The sequence below is a fragment of the Enterobacter vonholyi genome (assembly GCF_008364555.1).
Classification (GTDB): domain Bacteria; phylum Pseudomonadota; class Gammaproteobacteria; order Enterobacterales; family Enterobacteriaceae; genus Enterobacter; species Enterobacter vonholyi.
Genome location: NZ_VTUC01000001.1, coordinates 431766 through 450903 on the forward strand (window position 1 = coordinate 431766; position 19138 = coordinate 450903).

Genomic DNA, 19138 nt, shown 5'->3' on the forward strand with positions numbered 1-19138 from the left:
GTTACTCCTTTTCCTGCTGTTCTGGTCTCAACGTACGAATCAGCCAGATCAACAAACCGATAATGAAAAATGCGCTAGGGGCCAGCAGGAACAGGCCGTTTGGCAGATACCAGCCGCCGTTCTGCACCGTGTCCAGCACCGTGATGCCAAACAGCTTGCCGCTGCCAATCAGCTCGCGCAGAAACCCAACCGTAAGCAGGATCACGCCGTAGCCGAGGCCGTTGCCGATGCCGTCCATAAAGCTCGCCAGCGGCGGCATTTTCATGGCGTAGGCTTCCGCACGCCCCATGACGATACAGTTAGTGATAATCAGCCCGACAAACACCGAGAGCTGTTTGGAGGTTTCATAGGCAAAGGCGCGCAGCAGCTGATCGACCACGATCACCAGCGAGGCGATGATCGCCATCTGGACGATGATCCTCACGCTGTTGGGGATGTGGTGGCGGATCATCGAGATAAACATGCTGGAGAACGCCGTGACCAGCGTAACCGCCAGCGTCATCACTACCGCCGTTTCCAGTTTGGTCGTCACCGCCAGGGCTGAACAGACGCCCAGCACCTGCAGCGTGATCGGGTTATTGGCGAGCAGTGGGCCAATGAGTACTTTTTTGACTTCTTTCAGTTCACCGGTATCAGCCATTGTTCAGCGCTCCTTCACGTACGTTTTTCAGGAAAGGACCAAAGCCCAGCTCGCCCATCCAGAAATCAAAACTGTGCTGCACGCCTTTTGATGTGAGCGTGGCGCCGGAAAGCCCGTCAACGGCGTAGTCGTCACCGGGACGAGCCGCCCCTTTCATCACCTTCAGCGCAGGCAGGCCGTTATCGTCGAGCACTTTCTTGCCGACAAACTGTGCCCGCCAGTTAGGGTTCTCAACTTCACCACCCAGCCCCGGGGTTTCGCCCTGGTCGTAATACGTAATGCCTTTGACCGTGCGGCCATCGGTATCAAGAGCGACAAAGGCATACATCATTGACCACAGACCATTACCGTAAATAGGAAGTACCACTTCCTGAATGCGTTTTTGGGGATCGCGAACCAGATAAACTTCGGCAAGGTTGCTGCGACGCTTAATCCCCGCGGGATCTTGGGATGCCTCCAGCGTCAGGCTCATCTGCGGATCTTTGAGCGCCAGCGCCTGGTTGAATTTTGCCGGGTCTTTATCGAGCAGTTCACCCGTTTTTAAATCCACCAGACGCGCCGAAATACGTTCAGCAAAGACGGCAGAAACGTCGTCTGCGCTCATTCCTTCCTGCATCAGCCCGGCGACGGCCAGAATGTTGCGCTGTTTATCCAGCGCACGTTGCTCCTGCTGCAGGGGTTTTAACCCTACGGCAGAGCCGGCTACGACAATGGAGCAGACCAGGCAGAGCACCAGTACCACCAGCAGCGTTTTGCTGATGCTGTCGTTATTTTTTACTTCAGCCACGCGCCTTCCTCCGCTTGATGTTGGCCCGCACCACCAGGTAATCGAAGAGTGGCGCAAACAGATTGGCAAACAGAATGGCCAACATCATCCCTTCCGGGTACGCCGGGTTGACCACGCGGATCAGGACACACATTGCGCCAATGAGCACGCCATAGCTCCATTTACCTTTGTCAGTGAAGGAGGCAGACACGGGGTCGGTTGCCATGAACATCATGCCGAACGCGAAGCCACCCAGCACCAGATGCCAGTACCACGGCATGGAGAACATCGGATTGGTGGTCGAACCGATAACGTTGAACAGGGTGGCGGTCAGCACCATGCCGATCATCACGCCCGCAACAATTCGCCAGGAGGCCACGCGGCCAAAAAGAATGATCGCGCCGCCGAGCAAAATCATCAGCGTAGAGACTTCTCCGATGGAGCCCGGAATGTTGCCAATAAAGGCATCAAACCAGGTCACGGGCTGACCCGTCGCGTTGTTCACCAGAGTTTCGCCGCCGTGTGCGGCCCACTGTGAAAGCGGCGTCGCGCCGGAAAAGCCGTCTGCCGCCGTCCAGACCAGATCGCCTGAGATTTGCGCCGGATAGGCAAAGAAGAGGAACGCACGTCCCGCCAGCGCCGGGTTGAGGAAGTTCCGCCCGGTGCCGCCGAAAATTTCTTTAGCAATGACCACGCCGAAACTGATGCCCAGCGCCGCCTGCCAGAGCGGTAAGGTTGGCGGGACAATCAGGGCAAACAGAATAGAGGTCACGAAGAAGCCTTCGTTGATCTCATGTTTACGGATGATGGCGAACAGCACTTCCCAGAAGCCACCCACGATAAATACCGTGATGTAAATCGGCAGGAAGAACACCGCGCCCAGCGTCATCATGCTCATCCAGCCCGCGTCTGGCGCGAAGTTCACCCCTAACGACTGGGCCAAGCGGTAGTGCCAGTCAGACTGAAGCACCTGCGCCAGCTGCTGCGCATCGTACATGTGGTGCAGCGCCGGAATGGTCTGCAAGCCAACGTTGTACATGCCCCAGAACATCGCCGGGAAGACCGCAAACCATACCAGGATCATCATGCGCTTAAGGTCGATGGCATCGCGAACGTGCGCCGCCCCTTTCGTCACCAGCCCCGGCGTGTAGAAAATAGTCGTCGTGGCTTCATACAACGGGTAGTACTTTTTGAGCTTCCCTTCGGTAAAGTGCGGCTCAATTTTTTCAAAGAGGTGTTTTAAGCCCATCGGTTATCCTTCCTGCTCAATGCGGGTTAACACCTCGCGCAATACCGGTCCATATTCGTATTTGCCTGGACAGACATAGGTACAGAGCGCCAGATCTTCCTCGTCCAGTTCCAGACAGCCCAGCGCCTGCGCGCTATCGGTATCCCCAGCGAGCAGATCGCGCAGCAGCATGGTAGGCAGAATATCCAGCGGCATGACGCGCTCGTAGTTGCCAATCGGGACCATGGCGCGCTCGCCGCCGTGCGTGCTGGTCGAGAAGCTAAACAGCTTATTACGCAGGAAGTGGCCCAGCGTAGTCCGGGTGACGGAGTATTTTTCCGCACCGGGCAGCACCCAGCCGAACAGCTCTTTTTCGCGCCCTTCCCGCACAATGCTGACCTGCAGATGGAAACGTCCCAGATACGCGTGCGCATTGACAGCATGGCGGCCACTGAGGACCGAACCGGAAATCAGGCGGTTTTCACCCTCTTTCATTTCTCCCACCAGCAGTTCATTTATGTCTGCCCCCAGCAACGTCTTCACCAGGCGCGGGTTTGCAGCCTGCGGTCCACCGATGGCGATTATCCGTTCAGCGCAGAGTTCACCAGTGGTGAAAAGCTTACCGATGGCGATGACGTCCTGATAATTAAGGTGCCAGACCTGTTTCGTCAGGCTTACTGGCTCAAGGAAATGGATGTGCGTCCCGACCAGCCCCGCCGGATGCGGGCCAGCAAACTCATTAAACGTGACCTGCCCTTGCGGATGCCCACCAAGCTTGCCGCCGCCGGCCTGGCAAACGTGGACTTTCCCCGAAGTCAGGCGGGTTAAAACGGTCAGTCCGGCATCAAAGGCTTTGCGCTGCGCCAGAATAACCGGCTGCGGATCCACGCTGAGCGGGTTGGTGTCGATTGCCGTGACGAAAATCGCGGCCGGTTCCGTGCCCGGAACAGGGGATTTGCTGAAGGGACGCGTACGAAGCGCGGTCCATAAACCGGACGCCAGAAGCTGAGCCTGAACGGCGTCACGGTTCAGCGCAGCGAGTTCTGCGGCGTCATAATGGGGAAACTCACGCTTTTCATCGCCTTCAATGCGGATAACCACCGACTGCAGAACGCGCCGTTCGCCACGGTTGATGGCCACAACGGTGCCGCTCGTGGGGGCCGTGAACATCACGCCGGGATTTTTTTTGTCCTCGAAGAGCGCCTGTCCTTTGATCACGCGATCGCCCTCCTGTACCAGCATTGAAGGGCGCATTCCCAGATAGTCGTCGCCCAAAATGGCGACATGACGGACGCTTGCGCCTGTCGAAACGTGCTGCGCGGGCACGCCTGCAATCGGCAGATCAAGTCCTTTTTTTATTTTAAACATGTGGTTAGCAGGTTTCCATGAACAACAATCCAGTGGGCGCAAAGTGTAACATTTTCCCCTTTCCGCGGGCAGGGTATCCGCCATTGCGCGCGCCAAATTGCGAGCTAATGCGCAAAGTTTCTGGAACCATCGCAATTTTGATGGTTTATTAAGTAAAACTAATTTGTAAACTCACCGCCCGGCTCTTGCGAAAATCTATAGCGGTGCTAATGTGAGCGCTCCTAACAGAATAATCTGATTTCGGGTCTCTTTTGCCGTCCTGGCAAGTTGGTCATGGTTTTATCAAGGAACTAGTAGTATGCGTAAAATCGCATTGTTCATTGCGATGCTTCTGATTCCGTGCATGTCGTTTGCCGGACTGCTCAGCAGTAATAGCTCAACGACGCCGGTCAGCAAGGAATATAAACAGCAGTTAATGGGATCGCCGGTTTATATTCAAATCTTCAAGGAAGAACGCACTCTCGATCTGTTTGTGAAGATGGGCGAGACATATCAGCTGCTTGATAGTTACAAAATTTGTAACTACTCCGGCGGACTGGGGCCAAAACAGCGTCAGGGCGATTTCAAAAGTCCGGAAGGGTTCTACAACGTTCAGCGCAGCCAGCTCAAGCCTGACAGCCGCTTCTATAAAGCCATTAACATCGGCTTCCCGAATGCCTATGACCGTGCACACGGTTATGAAGGTAAATATCTGATGATCCACGGTGCCTGCGTGTCTATCGGCTGTTATGCGATGACCGACTCCGGCATTGATGAGATTTTCCAGTTCGTGACGGGCGCGCTGGTCTTTGGGCAGCCTAACGTTCAGGTCAGCATCTATCCGTTCCGCATGACGGACGCCAACATGGCGCGTCACAAATATTCTTACTACGCGGATTTCTGGAAACAGCTGAAGCCAGGGTACGACTATTTTGAGCAGACCCACAAGCCGCCGGTGGTCTCTATCGTAGATGGCCGTTACGTGGTCAGCAAACCGCTGAGCCACGAAGTCGTCCATCCACAGCTGGCGTCAAATTACACGGTCCCCGAGACAAAATAGCACCCACTCGCCTGGCATAATCTTTTGCCAGGTTTCGTTGCCCGTCAGCGGCTGCGTTGCGATAACAGTGACCACATCGTTCGGTGTGGTCTCCTTCTGAAAATCTATCTCCACATCCTGATCGAGAAGCGTCGCAACGCCAAACGGCGCACGGCGGGTGATCCAGAACAGATTCGTCGAGCAGAACGCCATCACATAGCGGCCGTCAGAGAGCAGCATGTTGAACACGCCTTTTTCACGCAGTTCAGTTGCCAGCGTCGCGATATATTTGAACACGGCAGTCATGTTGCCGGGCGTGCGGGGATAGCGCTCCGTCAGCTTGTGCAGCAGCCAGCAGAAGGCTTTTTCGCTGTCCGTTTCGCCAACAGGGCGAAAATTGCCCGTCTCCAGAGATTTATAGCCCGTGAGTTGCCCATTATGCGCATAGGTCCAGTTACGGCCCCACAGCTCGCGGGTAAACGGATGGGTATTTTCCAGCGCCACTTCGCCGCGGTTAGCCTGGCGGATGTGGGCGATCACCGAGCGGGACTTGATCGGGTAGTCCTGTACCAGTTTGGCAATCGGTGAATTAAAGCTGGGCTGTGGATCTTTGAACGTGCGACACCCTTTTCCTTCGTAGAAGGTGATGCCCCAGCCATCTTTATGCGGCCCGGTCCCTCCACCGCGCTGCACCAGCCCGGTGAAACTAAAGCAGATATCGGTTGGCACATTCGCGCTCATCCCGAGCAGTTCGCACATACATCACCTCCACAACAGCGGGGGCAAGAATGCCCCCAGCGAAGTCTTACTTAGCCATCTCTTTTTCGATCAGCTGGATCAGGATGTGGATCACTTTGATGTGAATTTCCTGAATGCGGTCAGCATAACCGAAGTGCGGAACGCGAATTTCGACATCCGCCGTACCGTCCATCTTACCGCCATCTTTACCTGTCAGGGTGATGACTTTCATCCCTTTTTCACGCGCGGCGGCGATCGCTTTGATCACGTTGCCGGAGTTACCGGAGGTCGAAATCCCCAGCAGCACGTCGCCTTCACGGCCTACCGCTTCAACATAGCGGGAGAAGATGTGATCGTAACCGAAGTCGTTGCCCACGCAGGAGATATGGCTCACGTCGGAAATCGCAATCGCCGGGTAGCCAGGACGGTTTTCGCGATAGCGTCCGGTCAGCTCTTCTGCGAAGTGCATCGCGTCACAGTGAGAGCCGCCGTTACCGCAGGAGAGCACTTTGCCACCCGCTTTGAAGCTGTCGGCCAGCAGGACCGCTGCGCGCTGAATAGCGTGAATATTGGCATCATCTTTCAGAAAGTTAGCCAGCGTTTCCGCCGCTTCGTTCAGTTCGTTACGAATAAGATCCTGGTACATGAGGATAATCCTTCAGTATTGATGAAATAACACAGTGGAGTGTACCGGATAGCGGGAAAAGCGAGAAGCTAAAGCCATGCGAATCGTCCGGCGTTTTGATTTTTTGTGCCGGCTAAAACACGAACAATGTGAACCAGGTTGTAATTATTTTGTAAACACATTGCTAAAGGAATTCACATCAACTACAACCATATCATCACAAGTGGTCAGACCTCCTACAAGCAAGGGAGCTTTTCTTTATGATGATTTTGAGCATTCTCGCAACCGTTGTTCTGCTCGGTGTGTTGTTCTATCACCGCGTGAGTTTATTCCTGAGCAGCCTGATTCTTCTGGCCTGGACGGCTGCGCTTGGCGTCGCAGGTCTCTGGAATATCTGGCTTTTAGTCCCTCTTGCCATCATTCTTCTGCCGTTTAACTTTGCCCCGATGCGTAAATCAATGATCTCTGCGCCGGTGTTCAAAGGCTTCCGCAAAGTGATGCCGCCAATGTCGCGTACCGAGAAAGAAGCGATTGACGCAGGCACCACCTGGTGGGAAGGCGATCTGTTCCAGGGCAACCCGGACTGGAAAAAGCTGCATAACTATCCGCAGCCGCGCCTGACCGCTGAAGAACAGGCCTTTATTGACGGCCCGGTGGAAGAAGCGTGCCGTATGGCGAACGACTTTGCCATCACCCATGAAATGGCCGACCTGCCGCCGGAACTGTGGGCGTACCTGAAAGAGCATCGCTTCTTCGCGATGATCATCAAGAAAGAGTACGGCGGCCTGGAGTTCTCCGCCTACGCTCAGGCCCGTGTCCTGCAAAAGCTGGCGGGCGTCTCCGGGATCCTGGCGATTACCGTTGGCGTGCCTAACTCCTTAGGCCCGGGCGAACTGCTGCAGCATTACGGTACTGAAGAGCAGAAAGATCACTACCTGCCGCGTCTGGCACGCGGTCAGGAAATCCCTTGCTTCGCGCTGACCAGCCCGGAAGCGGGCTCCGATGCGGGCGCGATCCCGGATACCGGCGTGGTCTGCATGGGCGAGTGGCAGGGCGAGCAGGTACTGGGCATGCGCCTGACCTGGAACAAGCGTTATATCACCCTGGCGCCTATCGCCACCGTGCTGGGTCTGGCCTTTAAGCTCTCTGATCCGGAAAGACTGCTGGGCGGCGAAGAAGATCTGGGCATTACCTGTGCGCTGATCCCAACCTCTACCCCAGGCGTTGAAATTGGTCGTCGTCACTTCCCGCTTAACGTACCGTTCCAGAACGGTCCGACCCGCGGCCAGGATATCTTTGTACCGATTGACTACATCATCGGTGGTCCGAAAATGGCCGGTCAGGGCTGGCGTATGCTGGTAGAATGTCTGTCTGTGGGTCGCGGTATTACCCTGCCGTCGAACTCAACCGGCGGTCTGAAGTCTGTGGCGATGGGGATTGGTGCCTACGCCCACATCCGCCGTCAGTTCAAAATTTCCATCGGCAAGATGGAAGGTATCGAAGAGCCGCTGGCGCGTATCGCGGGCAACGCCTACGTGATGGACGCCGCCGCCACGCTGATTACCTACGGCATTATGCTGGGCGAGAAACCGGCCGTGCTGTCCGCCATTGTGAAGTACCACTGTACCCACCGCGCGCAGCAGTCGATCATTGACGCGATGGATATTGCTGGCGGTAAAGGCATTATGCTCGGCGAAGGCAACTTCCTGGCGCGCGGCTATCAGGGCGCACCGATTGCCATCACCGTGGAAGGGGCGAACATCCTGACCCGCAGCATGATGATCTTCGGTCAGGGCGCAATTCGCTGCCATCCGTACGTGCTGGAAGAGATGGCCGCTGCGCAGAACAACGACGTGGATGCCTTCGATAAGCTGCTGTTCAAACATATCGGTCACGTGGGCAGCAACAAGGCACGTAGCTTCTGGCTGGGCCTGACGCGCGGTCTTACCAGCGCCACGCCAACCGGCGATGCAACCAAACGTTATTACCAGCATCTGAACCGTCTGAGCGCCAACCTGGCCCTGCTGTCTGACGTCTCCATGGCGGTGCTGGGCGGCAGCCTGAAGCGTCGCGAGCGTATCTCTGCCCGTCTGGGCGATGTGTTGAGCCAGATCTTCCTGGCCTCGGCGGTCCTGAAGCGCTACGACGATGAAGGCCGTCAGGAAGCGGATCTGCCGCTGGTACACTGGGGCGTTCAGGATGCGATGTATCAGGCTGAACAGGCGATTGACGATCTGCTGGCAAACTTCCCGAACCGCTTCGTGGCGGGTGCCCTGCGCGCGGTGATCTTCCCGACCGGTCGTCACCATCTGGCGCCGTCCGACAAGCTGGACCACAAGGTTGCGAAGATCCTACAGGTTCCGAGCGCAACCCGCTCCCGCATCGGTCGCGGTCAGTATCTGGCACCGACGCAGCATAACCCGGTGGGTCTGCTGGAAGAGGCGCTGCTGGACGTGATGGCTGCCGACCCGATTCATCAGAAGATCTGTAAACAGTTGGGCAAAAACCTGCCGTTTACTCGTCTGGACGAACTGGCAAAACAGGCACTCGCAGGCGGTATTATCAATAAAGATGAAGCCGCTCTGCTGGTGAAAGCCGAAGAGAGCCGTCTGCGCAGCATTAACGTGGATGATTTCGAACCGGACGAACTGGCGACGCAGCCGGTAAAGCTGCCGGAGAAGCACCGCAAACCTGAAGCGGCATAACGCGTTTCGCTTATACAAACCCCGCCTCGCGCGGGGTTTTTTATTGCCACATTTTCTCGTTATGTCGTGCTACAGTGTCAAAAAGTGGTCGTTTGAGGAGTCTGAATTGTGCCTGGTCTGAAGATTTCTATTTTGCAGCAACCTTTAGTGTGGATGGATGGCCCCGCCAACCTGCGCCACTTTGATCGTCAACTGGAAGGCATTACCGGGCGTGATGTGATTGTCCTGCCGGAAATGTTCACCACCGGCTTCGCCATGGAAGCGGCAAAACAGTCAATGCCTCAGGATGAGGTGGTCGCCTGGATGCATGCCAAAGCGCAGCAGACCAACGCGCTGATTGCCGGAAGCGCCGCTCTGCAGACCGAACGCGGGCCGGTGAACCGCTTCCTGCTGGTGGAGCCGGAAGGGAAAGTGCATTTCTACGATAAACGCCACCTGTTCCGCATGGCGGATGAGCATCATCACTATGAAGCCGGTAACGAGCGCGTGGTGTTTGAATGGCGCGGCTGGCGTATTTTGCCGCTGGTCTGCTACGACCTGCGTTTCCCGGTGTGGTCGCGTAACCGCAACGATTACGACCTGGCGCTGTATGTTGCCAACTGGCCTGCACCGCGCTCCCTGCACTGGCAGTCGCTTCTGGTGGCGCGCGCGATTGAGAACCAGGCGTACGTGGTGGGCTGCAACCGCGTGGGGACGGACGGCAACGGGCATCACTATCGCGGCGACAGCCGGGTGGTGAACCCGCAGGGCGAGATCATCGCCACCGCCGAGCCGCACCAGGCAACGCGCATTGATGCCGAACTGTCGTTGACGGCGCTGAAGGAGTATCGGGAGAAGTTCCCGGCGTGGCAGGATGCGGATCCGTTTAGCATTGAGTGAAATTATCCCCTCACCCCGCCCCTCTCCCAAAGGGAGAGGGAGGATAAAATATTAACTCACCAGCGCCTGCCCGTCCTTGCGGCTTTCCGTCGCGGCCACGTAGTGTCCTTCCGGCAGGCGGTAAATTACCTGCGCGCCACCGAAGTTGTAATCCTGAAGCGGATCTTCCACTACGATCTGATGTCCGCGCTCGCGCAGGGCGGCAATCGTGTTGCGATCGAACGTCGATTCAACGATCACCTCCCTGCCCTGCACCACGCGCCAGCGCGGGGCGTCGATTGCCGCCTGCGGGTTTTGCCCGTGCAGCATAATGCGCAGCGCCATCTGCATGTGCCCCTGCGCCTGCATCGGGCCGCCCATCACGCCGAAGGACATCAGCGGCTGGCCGTTGCCGTCCATCGCAAAGCCCGGAATGATGGTGTGGAACGGGCGCTTGCTGCCCGCCAGCGCGTTCGGGTGACTGGGATCAAGCGAAAAACCACAGCCCCGGTTTTGCAGGCTGATGCCGGTGTCAGGCACCACGATGCCTGATCCAAAGCCCATATAGTTGGACTGAATAAACGAGACCATCATTCCGCTGGCGTCCGCGCTGCTGATGTAGACCGTGCCGCTCTGGGTCGGGGAACCGTAGACAAAATCGGACGCCTTGTCATGATCGATAAGCGCCGCGCGTGACTTCAGATAATGGTCGCTCAGCAGCTCTTTCGCCGCGAACGCCATATGGTCTTCATCCGCCACGTAGCGGTCGAGATCCGCCAGCGCCAGCTTCATCGCCTCAATGGACAGGTGCAGGGACTGCACGGAATCCGGATGATGCTTCTCAATGCCGCACTGTTCCAGAATGCCGAGCGCAATCAGCGTGGCGATCCCCTGACCGTTAGGCGGGAGCTCCTGCACCGAACCACCCGCGAAGTCCCGCGATAGCAGTTCTACCCAGTCCACGCGATGGCTCGCCATATCCTCAGCCGTCAGGTGCGCGCCATGTTCTTTGGCGAAGGCAGCAATTTTCTGCGCCAGCTCGCCGCGGTAAAAGGCTTCGCCGTTGGTGCGGGCGATCAGCTCCAGCGAGTTCGCCTGCGCCGGGTTACGGAAGATTTCCCCCACGCGCGGGGCGCGGCCTTCCGGCGCGAAGCAGGCGCTGAAGCCCGGCTGATCTTTCAGCTTGCTATAGCCGCGCTGCCAGAGATGGCCAATCAGCGGGGAAACCGGGAAACCGTTGCGCGCGTAGTCAATGGCGGGCTGCGCCAGCGTGGTCAGCGGCAGCGTGCCGAAGCGTTCCGCCAGCGCGACCCAGCCGGATACCGCCCCCGGCACGGTCACCGCGTCCCAGCCGATTTCCGGCACCGCGGTTTTACCGGCAAACAGATCCGCATGCCAGCTCGCAGGCGAACGACCGGACGCGTTCAGGCCGTGCAGCTTTTCGCCGTCCCAGACGATGGCAAAGGCGTCGCTGCCGATCCCGTTACCAGTCGGCTCTACTACCGTCAGCGCCATCGCGGTGGCAATGGCCGCATCAACGGCGTTGCCGCCCAGCTGCAGCATCTTCATCCCCGCCTGCGCCGCCAGGGGTTGCGACGTGGCAACAGCATTATGGCCCATCATCGGCGGGCGGCGTGAAGCGTAACCGGACGTAAAATCAAGCGCTTTGGTCATCATGACTCCTTAGTCGTGGCGCGGATCGAGCGCATCGCGCAGCCCGTCGCCAAGTAAATTAAAGCCCTGCACGGCAAGGAAAATCGCCACGCCGGGGAAAACGGACATCCACGGCGCCTGCTCAAGGAAACCTTTCGCGGTATTGAGCATGGACCCCCAGGACGGATTGGGTGGCTGCTGCCCCAGCCCTAAAAACGACAGGCTGGCTTCGGCGATAATCGCTGAGGCAATCGCCAGCGTGGCCTGCACCAGGATCGGCGACATCACGTTGGGCAGGACGTATTTGATGATGATCCAGCGATCCGGCAGGCCAATCGCCCGCGCGCCGTCGATATACTCTTCGTTGCGAATAGCGATCACCTGACCGCGCGTAAGGCGGGCGAAGATCGGCATCGCCGAAAGACCGATGGCGATCATGGCGTTCGTCAGGCTCGGGCCCAAAAACGCCCCCAGCGCGATCGCCATGATCAGGAACGGACACGCCAGCAGCGCCTCGATAAACCGCGAGATCACGCCGTCCCACATCTTCTGGAAGTAGCCCGCCACCAGCCCCAGCGGCACGCCGATAACCACCGCGATAACGACCGACATACAGCCCGCCATCAGCGAGGTGCGAGCCCCCCAGATAATGCGGGATAGAATGTCGCGCCCCAGCTCGTCGGTGCCGAACCAGTACATCGCCGACGGCGCTTTGCGCACCGCCAGGAAGTTAGCTTTAACCGGATCGAACGGGGCGATCCACGGCGCCAGCAGCGCCACCAGCACAAAGAAACCCACCACCACCGCACCGATCACCGCGCTTTTATTGCCGAGGAATTTCTTCAGCACCCGGTTTTGCGCCCGCGGCAGCGCGGGCACAACGGTTTGCGTCGTCAGTTCCGCCATGGTTACCCTCGCATTTTCGGATTGATAAGGACGTAGAGCACGTCCGCCAGCAGGTTGAGCATCAGGAAGCCGATTGCCACAATCAGCACCACGCCCTGCACCACCGCGTAGTCACGGTTGAAAACCGAGTCAACGATCATCTTGCCGAAGCCCGGAATGGTGAAAACCTGCTCGGTCAGCACCGCGCCGCCCAGCAGCTCGCCGAACAGCAGCGTGGTGAGGGTGATTACCGGCACCAGCGCGTTGCGAAAGGCGTGCTTCAGGATCACCGCTTTCGGCAGTAGCCCTTTCGCCCGCGCGGTGCGGATATAGTCCGCCTTCAGCACGGCAATCATCGAGGCGCGGGTGTGGCGCATCAGCGTTGCCGCGAGACCCGTTCCGAGCACGGATGCGGGGAGCAGCAGCGTGCGCAGGTTCTGGAGCGGATCTTCACTGAACGGCACATAGCCGGACGCGGGGAGCCACTGCAGGTTTACCGAAAAGACCAGAATCAACAGGATCCCCAGCCAGAAGTGCGGGATCGAGATCCCCGAGATCGCCACGAAGTTCGCCCCGTGATCGACCCAGCTGTTTTTGTTCACCGCCGCGAGGATCCCCATGCTGATGCCAAACACCAGCGCGATAATCATCGCCAGCAGCGACAGCTCCAGCGTGACCGGCAGCTTGCTGGCGATAAGCTCGGTCACCGGCTCGTGCGTGCGCAAGGAAACGCCCAGATCGCCCTGCAGCGCCCGCGTCAGCCAGTGGAAATACTGAACCGGGATCGGCGCATCCAGGTTCAGCTCCGCGCGCAGCTGGGCGATGACCGCCGGATCGCGCTCCTCACCGGCCATTGCAATCAGCGGGTCGCCGGGCAGCAGCTTTTGCAGCCCGAACACCATCATGCTCACCAGCAGTAGCGTCGGAATAGCCAGCAGCAGACGTTTGCAAATCAGTTCCAGCATGGGTTCTCCTCAGGACGTTTATTTCGCCAGCGTCAAACCCGCCAGACGCACGATGCCGTCCGGGTATGGCTTAAAGCCCTGCACGCTTTTGTTCAGGCCAAAAATACGCGGCTCGAAATAGAGATAGGCAATCGGCATATCCGTTTGCAGCTGCTTCACCACCTTGTCGTACAGCGGCTGGCGCGCGGCCTGGTCGGTGCTCTGGCGCGCCTGGATCAGCCACTCATCGACCTGCGCGTTGCTGTAGCGGCCATCGTTAAGCGTGCCTTTGCTGTTGATAAAGCCGTAGATGCTGCCGTCCGGGTCCGGGCGCCCCGACCAGCCGGAGAAGCTCAGTTGATAATCCCCGCTCTGCTGGCGGTCGAGCAGCGTGGCGAATTCGGTCATCTGCAGGTTCAGATTAAAGCCCGCCTCGGCGACCATCGCCTGCAGCACCTGCCCCACCTGCTGCGAGGTTGGGTTGTTCGGCACCAGCAGGTTGACGGTCAGCGGCGCGGTGACGCCTGCCGCTTTGAGCAGGGCTTTGGCTTTATCGACGTCACGCGGCGGGACCGGCAGGTTGACGTGATACGGACTCACCGTGGAAAACGCCTGGTTGGCTGGCGTATACAGCCCTTCAAAGACCACCTGGTTTAACGCATCGCGGTCGATAGCCTGCGAGAAGGCTTCACGCACGCGGGCGTCCTTGAACGGATCGTTGGCCGGCACCTTGCCGTTGTTGATGTTGAAGGTAATGCCCTGATAGCCCAGGCCGGTCACCTTCGCCAGCGCCAGCTTGCTGTCGGCTTCGACGGTTTTCACGTCGCTGGCGGCGATGCCTTCGGTCAGGTCGAGATCCCCCGCGCGCAGGTTCGCCAGACGCACGGAGGCATCAGGGATCGGCAGATAGATAATTTTGTCGAAGTGGTAGGCGTCTTTGTTCCAGTAGTTGTCGAAGCGGCTCAAAACGATGCGGTCCTGGGACACGCGGCTGTCGAATTTATACGGGCCAGAACAGACAGGATGGGCGGCAAAGTCAGGCTTTTTCGCCGCCTCAGGGGCCATCATCGCGCCCGCGCGGTCGGTGAGCTGCATCAGCAGCGCGGCATCAGGCGTTTTCAGGTGCAGCGCAATCTGCATCGGGCCGGTGACCTCTACCGATTCAACGGAGGAGATCTCGCTTTTACGCAGAGAGCCTTTTAAGGTCAGGGCGCGGTCGAGGTTGTATTTTGCCGCGGCAGCATCGAATTTCTCACCGTCGTGGAAGGTGACGCCTTCGCGCAGATTGAGCGTCAGGGTTTTACCGTCGTCACTCCACGCCCAGTCTTTGGCCAGACCGGGGACGACCTTCAGGTTTTCATCCACGTCCACCAGCCTGTCGCACAGGGAGGCAAAGACGAAGCGGCCATAGTAGGTACGCGCCAGATGCGGGTCGAGCATGTCCGGGTCTGCCCCGAGGCCAATACGCAGCACGCTTTCAGAATGGGCGGGCAGCGCCGCGCCAAGCAACATAACGCTTCCCAGTACGGTCAAAAGAGAATTACGGATTGTCATTATCATGAGTTCCTTGAAGGAAGGGACGAGTGGGTAACCGCGTGTTCAAACAGCGCGCGGCGGCGCAGAAATGCGGCGGATGGCGGTGCGATCTGAATAACGCTGCGATCGCGGTTGATCTCCTGCCAGCGGTGGCAGGCAACCTGACGTCCACCGTCGAGCACCTGATTGATCGGCTCGACCTGGCGGCATTCGTCGGTGACGTACGGGCAGCGGGAGTGGAAACGGCAGCCGGACGGCGGGCTGGCCGGGTTGGGCAGATCCCCCTGCAGCAGCGGTGCGTCGCGTTCAGTGCCCGGCTGCATCTGCGGCGCCGAGGCGATCAGCGCCTGAGTATAGGGGTGCAGCGGCGCGTCAAAAATCTCGTCAACGGTGGCAAGCTCGACGATTTGCCCGAGATACATGACCGCCACGCGATCGCTCATGTGGCGGATCACCGCCAGACCGTGGGCGACAATCACCATCGTCAGCCCCAGCTGGTTCTTCAGGCTCTCCAGCAGGTTAACCACCTGCGCCTGGACGGAGACGTCCAGCGCGGAAACCGGCTCATCCCCCAGCAGCAGCTTCGGTCCCGAGGCCAGCGCGCGCGCAATGCCGATACGCTGGCGTTGCCCGCCGGAAAACTCGTGCGGATAGCGCCCGGCCCAGGCGGCAGGCAAGCCTACGGTCTTAAGCAGTTCGGCGACGTGGTACTGACGGTCCGCTTTCTTCATATTCTGGTGCAGCCACAGCGGCTCACCGACGATCTGCTCCACCGTCATGCGTGGGTTCAGGGACGCGAAGGGATCCTGAAAGATGATCTGCAGCTCGCGGCGGAGCTGATTGAGGCGCGCGCCCGAGGCGTGGGTGATCTCTTCCCCCTGATAAAACACGCGCCCTTCGCTGGCGGCCAGCAGGCGCAGCAGCAGACGGCCAAGCGTGGATTTTCCGGAGCCGGACTCGCCGACAATCGCCAGCGTTTCGCCCGGCATGACGGCAAGCGACACGCGATCGACCGCCGTGACAAACCGTGCCGGAGTAAAGAGCTTTTTGGGCCCTGGGAAAAGCTTGCTGAGGTCACGGGCTTCAAGTATGGGCGTGGTCATGCGGTCTCTCCCAGGGCAATGTGATGTTCGAGCGGCACGCGGAAGCAGGCGACCCGATGGCCCGCGCCGAGCGTGGTGAGCTGCGGTTTTTCATCATGGCAGCGCGACTGCGCAAACGGGCAGCGCGTCGCAAAACGGCAGCCTTGCGGCATGGATTCCGGGAGCGGGACCGCGCCGGGAATGGTGGAGAGTTGGCCCTTGCGTGCGCCAAGGGAGGGAATCGAGCCCATCAGGCCGATGGTGTAAGGGTGCTGCGGATCGGCAAATATCGCCTCCACGCTTCCCTGCTCTACCACCTGTCCGGCATACATCACCGCTACCTGCTGGGCGACTTCTGCCACCACGCCCAAATCGTGGGTGATCATCAGTACCGCCGTGCCGGTTTCTTCTTTTAAGGTGTTGAGCAAGGCGAGGATTTGCGCCTGGATGGTGACGTCGAGCGCAGTGGTCGGTTCGTCGGCAATCAGCAGTTTGGGGTGGTTAATCAGCGCCATTGCAATCATCACCCGCTGGCGCATGCCGCCGGAAAGCTGGTGAGGATAAGCCTTGAGGCGCATCTCTGCCGCCGGGATCTGCACTTTCTCGAGGATCTGCAGCGCGACCTTCATCGCCTCTGCGCGCGAGACGTTCTGGTGTCGCATAACCGCTTCGCTCAGCTGATCCCCCAGCGTAAATGCCGGATTGAGCGAGGTCATCGGCTCCTGAAAAACCATCGCCAGCTCGCTCCCGCGCAGGTCGGCATATTCCCGCGGCGAGAGCTTGCGCAGATCGTGGCGGCGAAACAGCATCTCCCCGCTGACGATCTGTGCGCTGGCAGGCAGTAACCCCATCAGCGCCAGTGAGGTGATACTTTTCCCGCAGCCGGACTCTCCCACCAGCGCCAGCGTTTCGCCCGCCCTGACGGTCAATGAGATACCGTCAAGCACGCTAACCGGCGAGCCCGCGAACGTAACGTTGAGGTTTTGGACTTGCAGTACGGGCGTGGCGTCCTTAAAGGGGATTGTCGTCATGGCGTGAAGTCGTCCTCAAGGTGGATCGCCTGAATCAGGGCGGTTTGCAGGCTGAGCAGGTGTTCGCGCATGGCGGCCGCGGCTTCATTAGGCTGGCGATGGATAATCGCAGACATGATCTTATGGTGGTGGTCGTTATAGCTGTCGACACGTTCGGGGGTGCGGGCTAATTCACGCAGATGCTGCCAGCTCGGCTCGCGCCGTACGGCATCAATGGCATCAAACAGGCCGAGCATCAGACGGTTGCCCGCAGCCTCGGCAATCGCCCGGTGAAAAGCGCTGTCCCAGAGTTCGTTGAGATCGCGGTCGTCCGGGCTGACCTTGTCGATGCGTTCCAGCATGCGCTGCATGAGCGCGAGGTTTTCCCTGGTGGCACGCAGTGCCGCAAGCCGGGCTAAGCCGGGTTCGAGCTGTAGACGAGCTTCCATCACTTCCAGAAGATTGGTCTGCTGAACCAATCCCTGAAGGGCCAGCGGTTCAACAGGTGCCGCCGGGCCAATAAAGGTCCCTTTGCCCTGCTTACGCCAGATGCGCCCCTCTTCTTCCAGCACATCCAGCGCACGACGCACTTCACGTCGTCCTACGCCGAGTGTGTCCGACAGCTCACGTTCCGTGGGCAGCGGTATGCCTGGTGTTGACTCGTGCTGGTTGATAAGCCCGCGCAACTGCTCAAGCGCGGTGCTGGAATTGGCCAGAAACCGTGACGGTTTTTCCATATTGGTTCGCTCGCTTTCATCATGACTTTATTTTTATTAACGATAAGTTATTGATATGGAATGACGCTTATCGTGCTAATGATTAAGCAATAAACAAACCAATACTGAATTGGTTCGGTCTTTTTTTGGGGCGCGGGAGATAACCAAATGATTCTGCGTGAATTATTTTTACAGAAAGACACATTCTGAATGAGGTCTGAAGAGAGGCGTGGTGGCAAAATGCACAACAACAGTGCAAATAACGCACTACACCTGTGCAATTGTTAATTAATTGCACTATAGACATTAACTTTTTGTTAACGACAAGAGAGAGGATGAGATTACAGAACGCTGAAACGACGAAGGCCTGAATCATTGCTGATTCAGGCCTTCTGAATAGTGGCGGAACGGACGGGACTCGAACCCGCGACCCCCTGCGTGACAGGCAGGTATTCTAACCGACTGAACTACCGCTCCACTGTTCCCGTTTGGGGAACGAGGCGCATATTACGGTGCGCCTCCGATCTCGTCAACGCTTTTTCTCGCGTTTTGAATCGTTTGCTGCAAAAATCGCCCAACCGATGATTTTACAGGCATTCCGGCGCTTTTTCAGGCACGCCACAGACAGCTGCCGCCCTTCTTCTGCACCAGATCAAGACGGGATTCGTGGTTAAGCAACTCTTCATCACTGGCTAAAACAACCCGTAGCCGACTGGCCTGACGAACAACACGCTGAATGCCCGCTTCACCCTGCGTCTGCTGCGACTCATTTTCCATACTGAACTTCATTGACGTCTGCCCGCCGGTCATCGTCAGATAGACATCGGCCAGGATCTGGGCATCGAGCAACGCCCCGTGGAGCGTTCGCTTGGTATTGTCTATCTCGTAGCGCGAGCAGAGTGCATCCAGGCTGTTACGCTTGCCGGGGAACATCTTCCTTGCCAGCGCCAGACTGTCTGTTACCTTACAGAAGGTGTTCGTCTTCGGGATATCACGATTAAGCTTGCTGAATTCATAGTCCATAAAGCCGATATCGAACGAGGCGTTATGGATGACAAGCTCAGCGCCCTTGATGTATTCCAGGAACTCGTCAGCCACATCCGCAAACGTCGGCTTATCCAGCAAGAACTCATCGGCAATCCCGTGAACGCCGAACGCTTCGGGGTCCACCAGCCGATCGGGCTTGAGGTAAACGTGGAAGTTGTTCCCCGTTAGACGACGGTTCACCACTTCAACGGCGCCGATCTCGATGATCTTATGCCCTTCGTAGTGCGCGCCGATCTGGTTCATACCGGTGGTTTCGGTATCGAGGACGATCTGGCGAGTAATTGCAGTGCTCATAGCGGTCATTTATGTCAGACTTATC

At 58.2% G+C, this 19138-nt stretch carries 17 protein-coding genes and 1 tRNA gene; 3 read left to right on the forward strand and 15 right to left on the reverse strand.

The annotated features are described in order from the left end of the window. Position 1: 1 nt before the first annotated feature. Genes F0319_RS02110 through F0319_RS02125 form a run of 4 tightly spaced genes read right to left on the reverse strand, consistent with a single transcriptional unit; the run spans position 2 to position 4002 of the window. Positions 2 to 640: an NADH:ubiquinone reductase (Na(+)-transporting) subunit D gene (locus tag F0319_RS02110; RefSeq protein WP_008500256.1), complete on the reverse strand. Its 639-nt coding sequence runs from the start codon at positions 638 to 640 to the stop codon at positions 2 to 4. After that, complete coding sequence (locus F0319_RS02115) at positions 633 to 1427, reverse strand: Na(+)-translocating NADH-quinone reductase subunit C (protein ID WP_111965859.1); 795 nt, start codon at positions 1425 to 1427, stop codon at positions 633 to 635. The genes F0319_RS02110 and F0319_RS02115 overlap by 8 nt, the downstream gene beginning before the upstream one ends. Continuing rightward, entirely contained in the window at positions 1420 to 2655 is a 1236-nt protein-coding gene (locus F0319_RS02120) for an NADH:ubiquinone reductase (Na(+)-transporting) subunit B (RefSeq protein WP_149366160.1), read from the reverse strand. The genes F0319_RS02115 and F0319_RS02120 overlap by 8 nt, the downstream gene beginning before the upstream one ends. A 3-nt stretch (positions 2656 to 2658) precedes the next feature. Continuing rightward, positions 2659 to 4002, reverse strand: a complete 1344-nt coding sequence (locus tag F0319_RS02125; RefSeq protein WP_149366161.1) for a Na(+)-translocating NADH-quinone reductase subunit A — start codon at positions 4000 to 4002, stop codon at positions 2659 to 2661. A 298-nt stretch (positions 4003 to 4300) separates the two neighbouring features. Here F0319_RS02125 and dpaA point away from each other — a divergent pair, with 298 nt between their 5' ends. After that, complete coding sequence (gene dpaA, locus F0319_RS02130; RefSeq protein WP_111965861.1) at positions 4301 to 5041, forward strand: peptidoglycan meso-diaminopimelic acid protein amidase; 741 nt, start codon at positions 4301 to 4303, stop codon at positions 5039 to 5041. Here the strand turns inward: dpaA and F0319_RS02135 are convergent. Then, a complete protein-coding gene (locus F0319_RS02135) occupies positions 5012 to 5779 on the reverse strand; it encodes a class II glutamine amidotransferase (protein ID WP_111965862.1) in 768 nt (255 codons plus the stop codon). The two genes, dpaA and F0319_RS02135, sit on opposite strands and share 30 nt — an antisense overlap. A gap of 46 nt (positions 5780 to 5825) precedes the next feature. After that, on the reverse strand, positions 5826 to 6404 hold the full coding sequence (lpcA, locus tag F0319_RS02140) for a D-sedoheptulose 7-phosphate isomerase (protein WP_021242877.1): 579 nt from the start codon (positions 6402 to 6404) through the stop codon (positions 5826 to 5828). 239 nt (positions 6405 to 6643) lie between these two features. On the opposite strand from lpcA, the gene fadE reads away from it, so the two are divergent. Continuing rightward, positions 6644 to 9088, forward strand: a complete 2445-nt coding sequence (gene fadE / locus F0319_RS02145; protein ID WP_149366162.1) for an acyl-CoA dehydrogenase FadE — start codon at positions 6644 to 6646, stop codon at positions 9086 to 9088. A 108-nt stretch (positions 9089 to 9196) separates the two neighbouring features. Then, positions 9197 to 9967: an amidohydrolase gene (locus F0319_RS02150; protein ID WP_111965864.1), complete on the forward strand. Its 771-nt coding sequence runs from the start codon at positions 9197 to 9199 to the stop codon at positions 9965 to 9967. A gap of 51 nt (positions 9968 to 10018) precedes the next feature. Here F0319_RS02150 and F0319_RS02155 read toward each other — a convergent pair whose 3' ends face one another. The 9 genes from F0319_RS02155 to dnaQ all read right to left on the reverse strand — a co-directional run bounded on the left by F0319_RS02155 (position 10019) and on the right by dnaQ (position 19113). After that, the gene (locus F0319_RS02155; protein ID WP_149366177.1) at positions 10019 to 11620 is read right to left on the reverse strand and encodes a gamma-glutamyltransferase family protein; all 1602 of its coding nucleotides are present in this window, start codon (positions 11618 to 11620) and stop codon (positions 10019 to 10021) included. A gap of 9 nt (positions 11621 to 11629) precedes the next feature. Beyond that, positions 11630 to 12505, reverse strand: coding sequence for an ABC transporter permease (locus F0319_RS02160; RefSeq protein ID WP_111965866.1), 876 nt, complete (start codon positions 12503 to 12505; stop codon positions 11630 to 11632). Between the two features lie 2 nt (positions 12506 to 12507). After that, a complete protein-coding gene (locus tag F0319_RS02165) occupies positions 12508 to 13449 on the reverse strand; it encodes an ABC transporter permease (protein ID WP_149366163.1) in 942 nt (313 codons plus the stop codon). A gap of 18 nt (positions 13450 to 13467) precedes the next feature. After that, positions 13468 to 14982 carry an ABC transporter substrate-binding protein gene (locus F0319_RS02170; RefSeq protein WP_188035076.1) on the reverse strand — a complete coding sequence of 505 codons (1515 nt, stop codon included), beginning with the start codon at positions 14980 to 14982 and terminating at the stop codon, positions 13468 to 13470. 2 nt (positions 14983 to 14984) lie between these two features. Then, on the reverse strand, positions 14985 to 16067 hold the full coding sequence (locus F0319_RS02175) for an ABC transporter ATP-binding protein (protein ID WP_149366164.1): 1083 nt from the start codon (positions 16065 to 16067) through the stop codon (positions 14985 to 14987). Further along, the gene (locus F0319_RS02180) at positions 16064 to 17077 is read right to left on the reverse strand and encodes an ABC transporter ATP-binding protein (protein ID WP_149366165.1); all 1014 of its coding nucleotides are present in this window, start codon (positions 17075 to 17077) and stop codon (positions 16064 to 16066) included. The genes F0319_RS02175 and F0319_RS02180 overlap by 4 nt, the downstream gene beginning before the upstream one ends. After that, positions 17074 to 17793 (reverse strand): FadR/GntR family transcriptional regulator, encoded by a 720-nt coding sequence (locus F0319_RS02185; protein ID WP_149366166.1) that lies wholly within the window; start codon positions 17791 to 17793, stop codon positions 17074 to 17076. The genes F0319_RS02180 and F0319_RS02185 overlap by 4 nt, the downstream gene beginning before the upstream one ends. 379 nt (positions 17794 to 18172) lie before the next feature. After that, positions 18173 to 18249: transfer RNA gene (locus F0319_RS02190), tRNA-Asp, on the reverse strand. 132 nt (positions 18250 to 18381) lie between these two features. Further along, the gene (dnaQ, locus tag F0319_RS02195) at positions 18382 to 19113 is read right to left on the reverse strand and encodes a DNA polymerase III subunit epsilon (RefSeq protein ID WP_048029949.1); all 732 of its coding nucleotides are present in this window, start codon (positions 19111 to 19113) and stop codon (positions 18382 to 18384) included. Positions 19114 to 19138 lie beyond the last annotated feature (25 nt).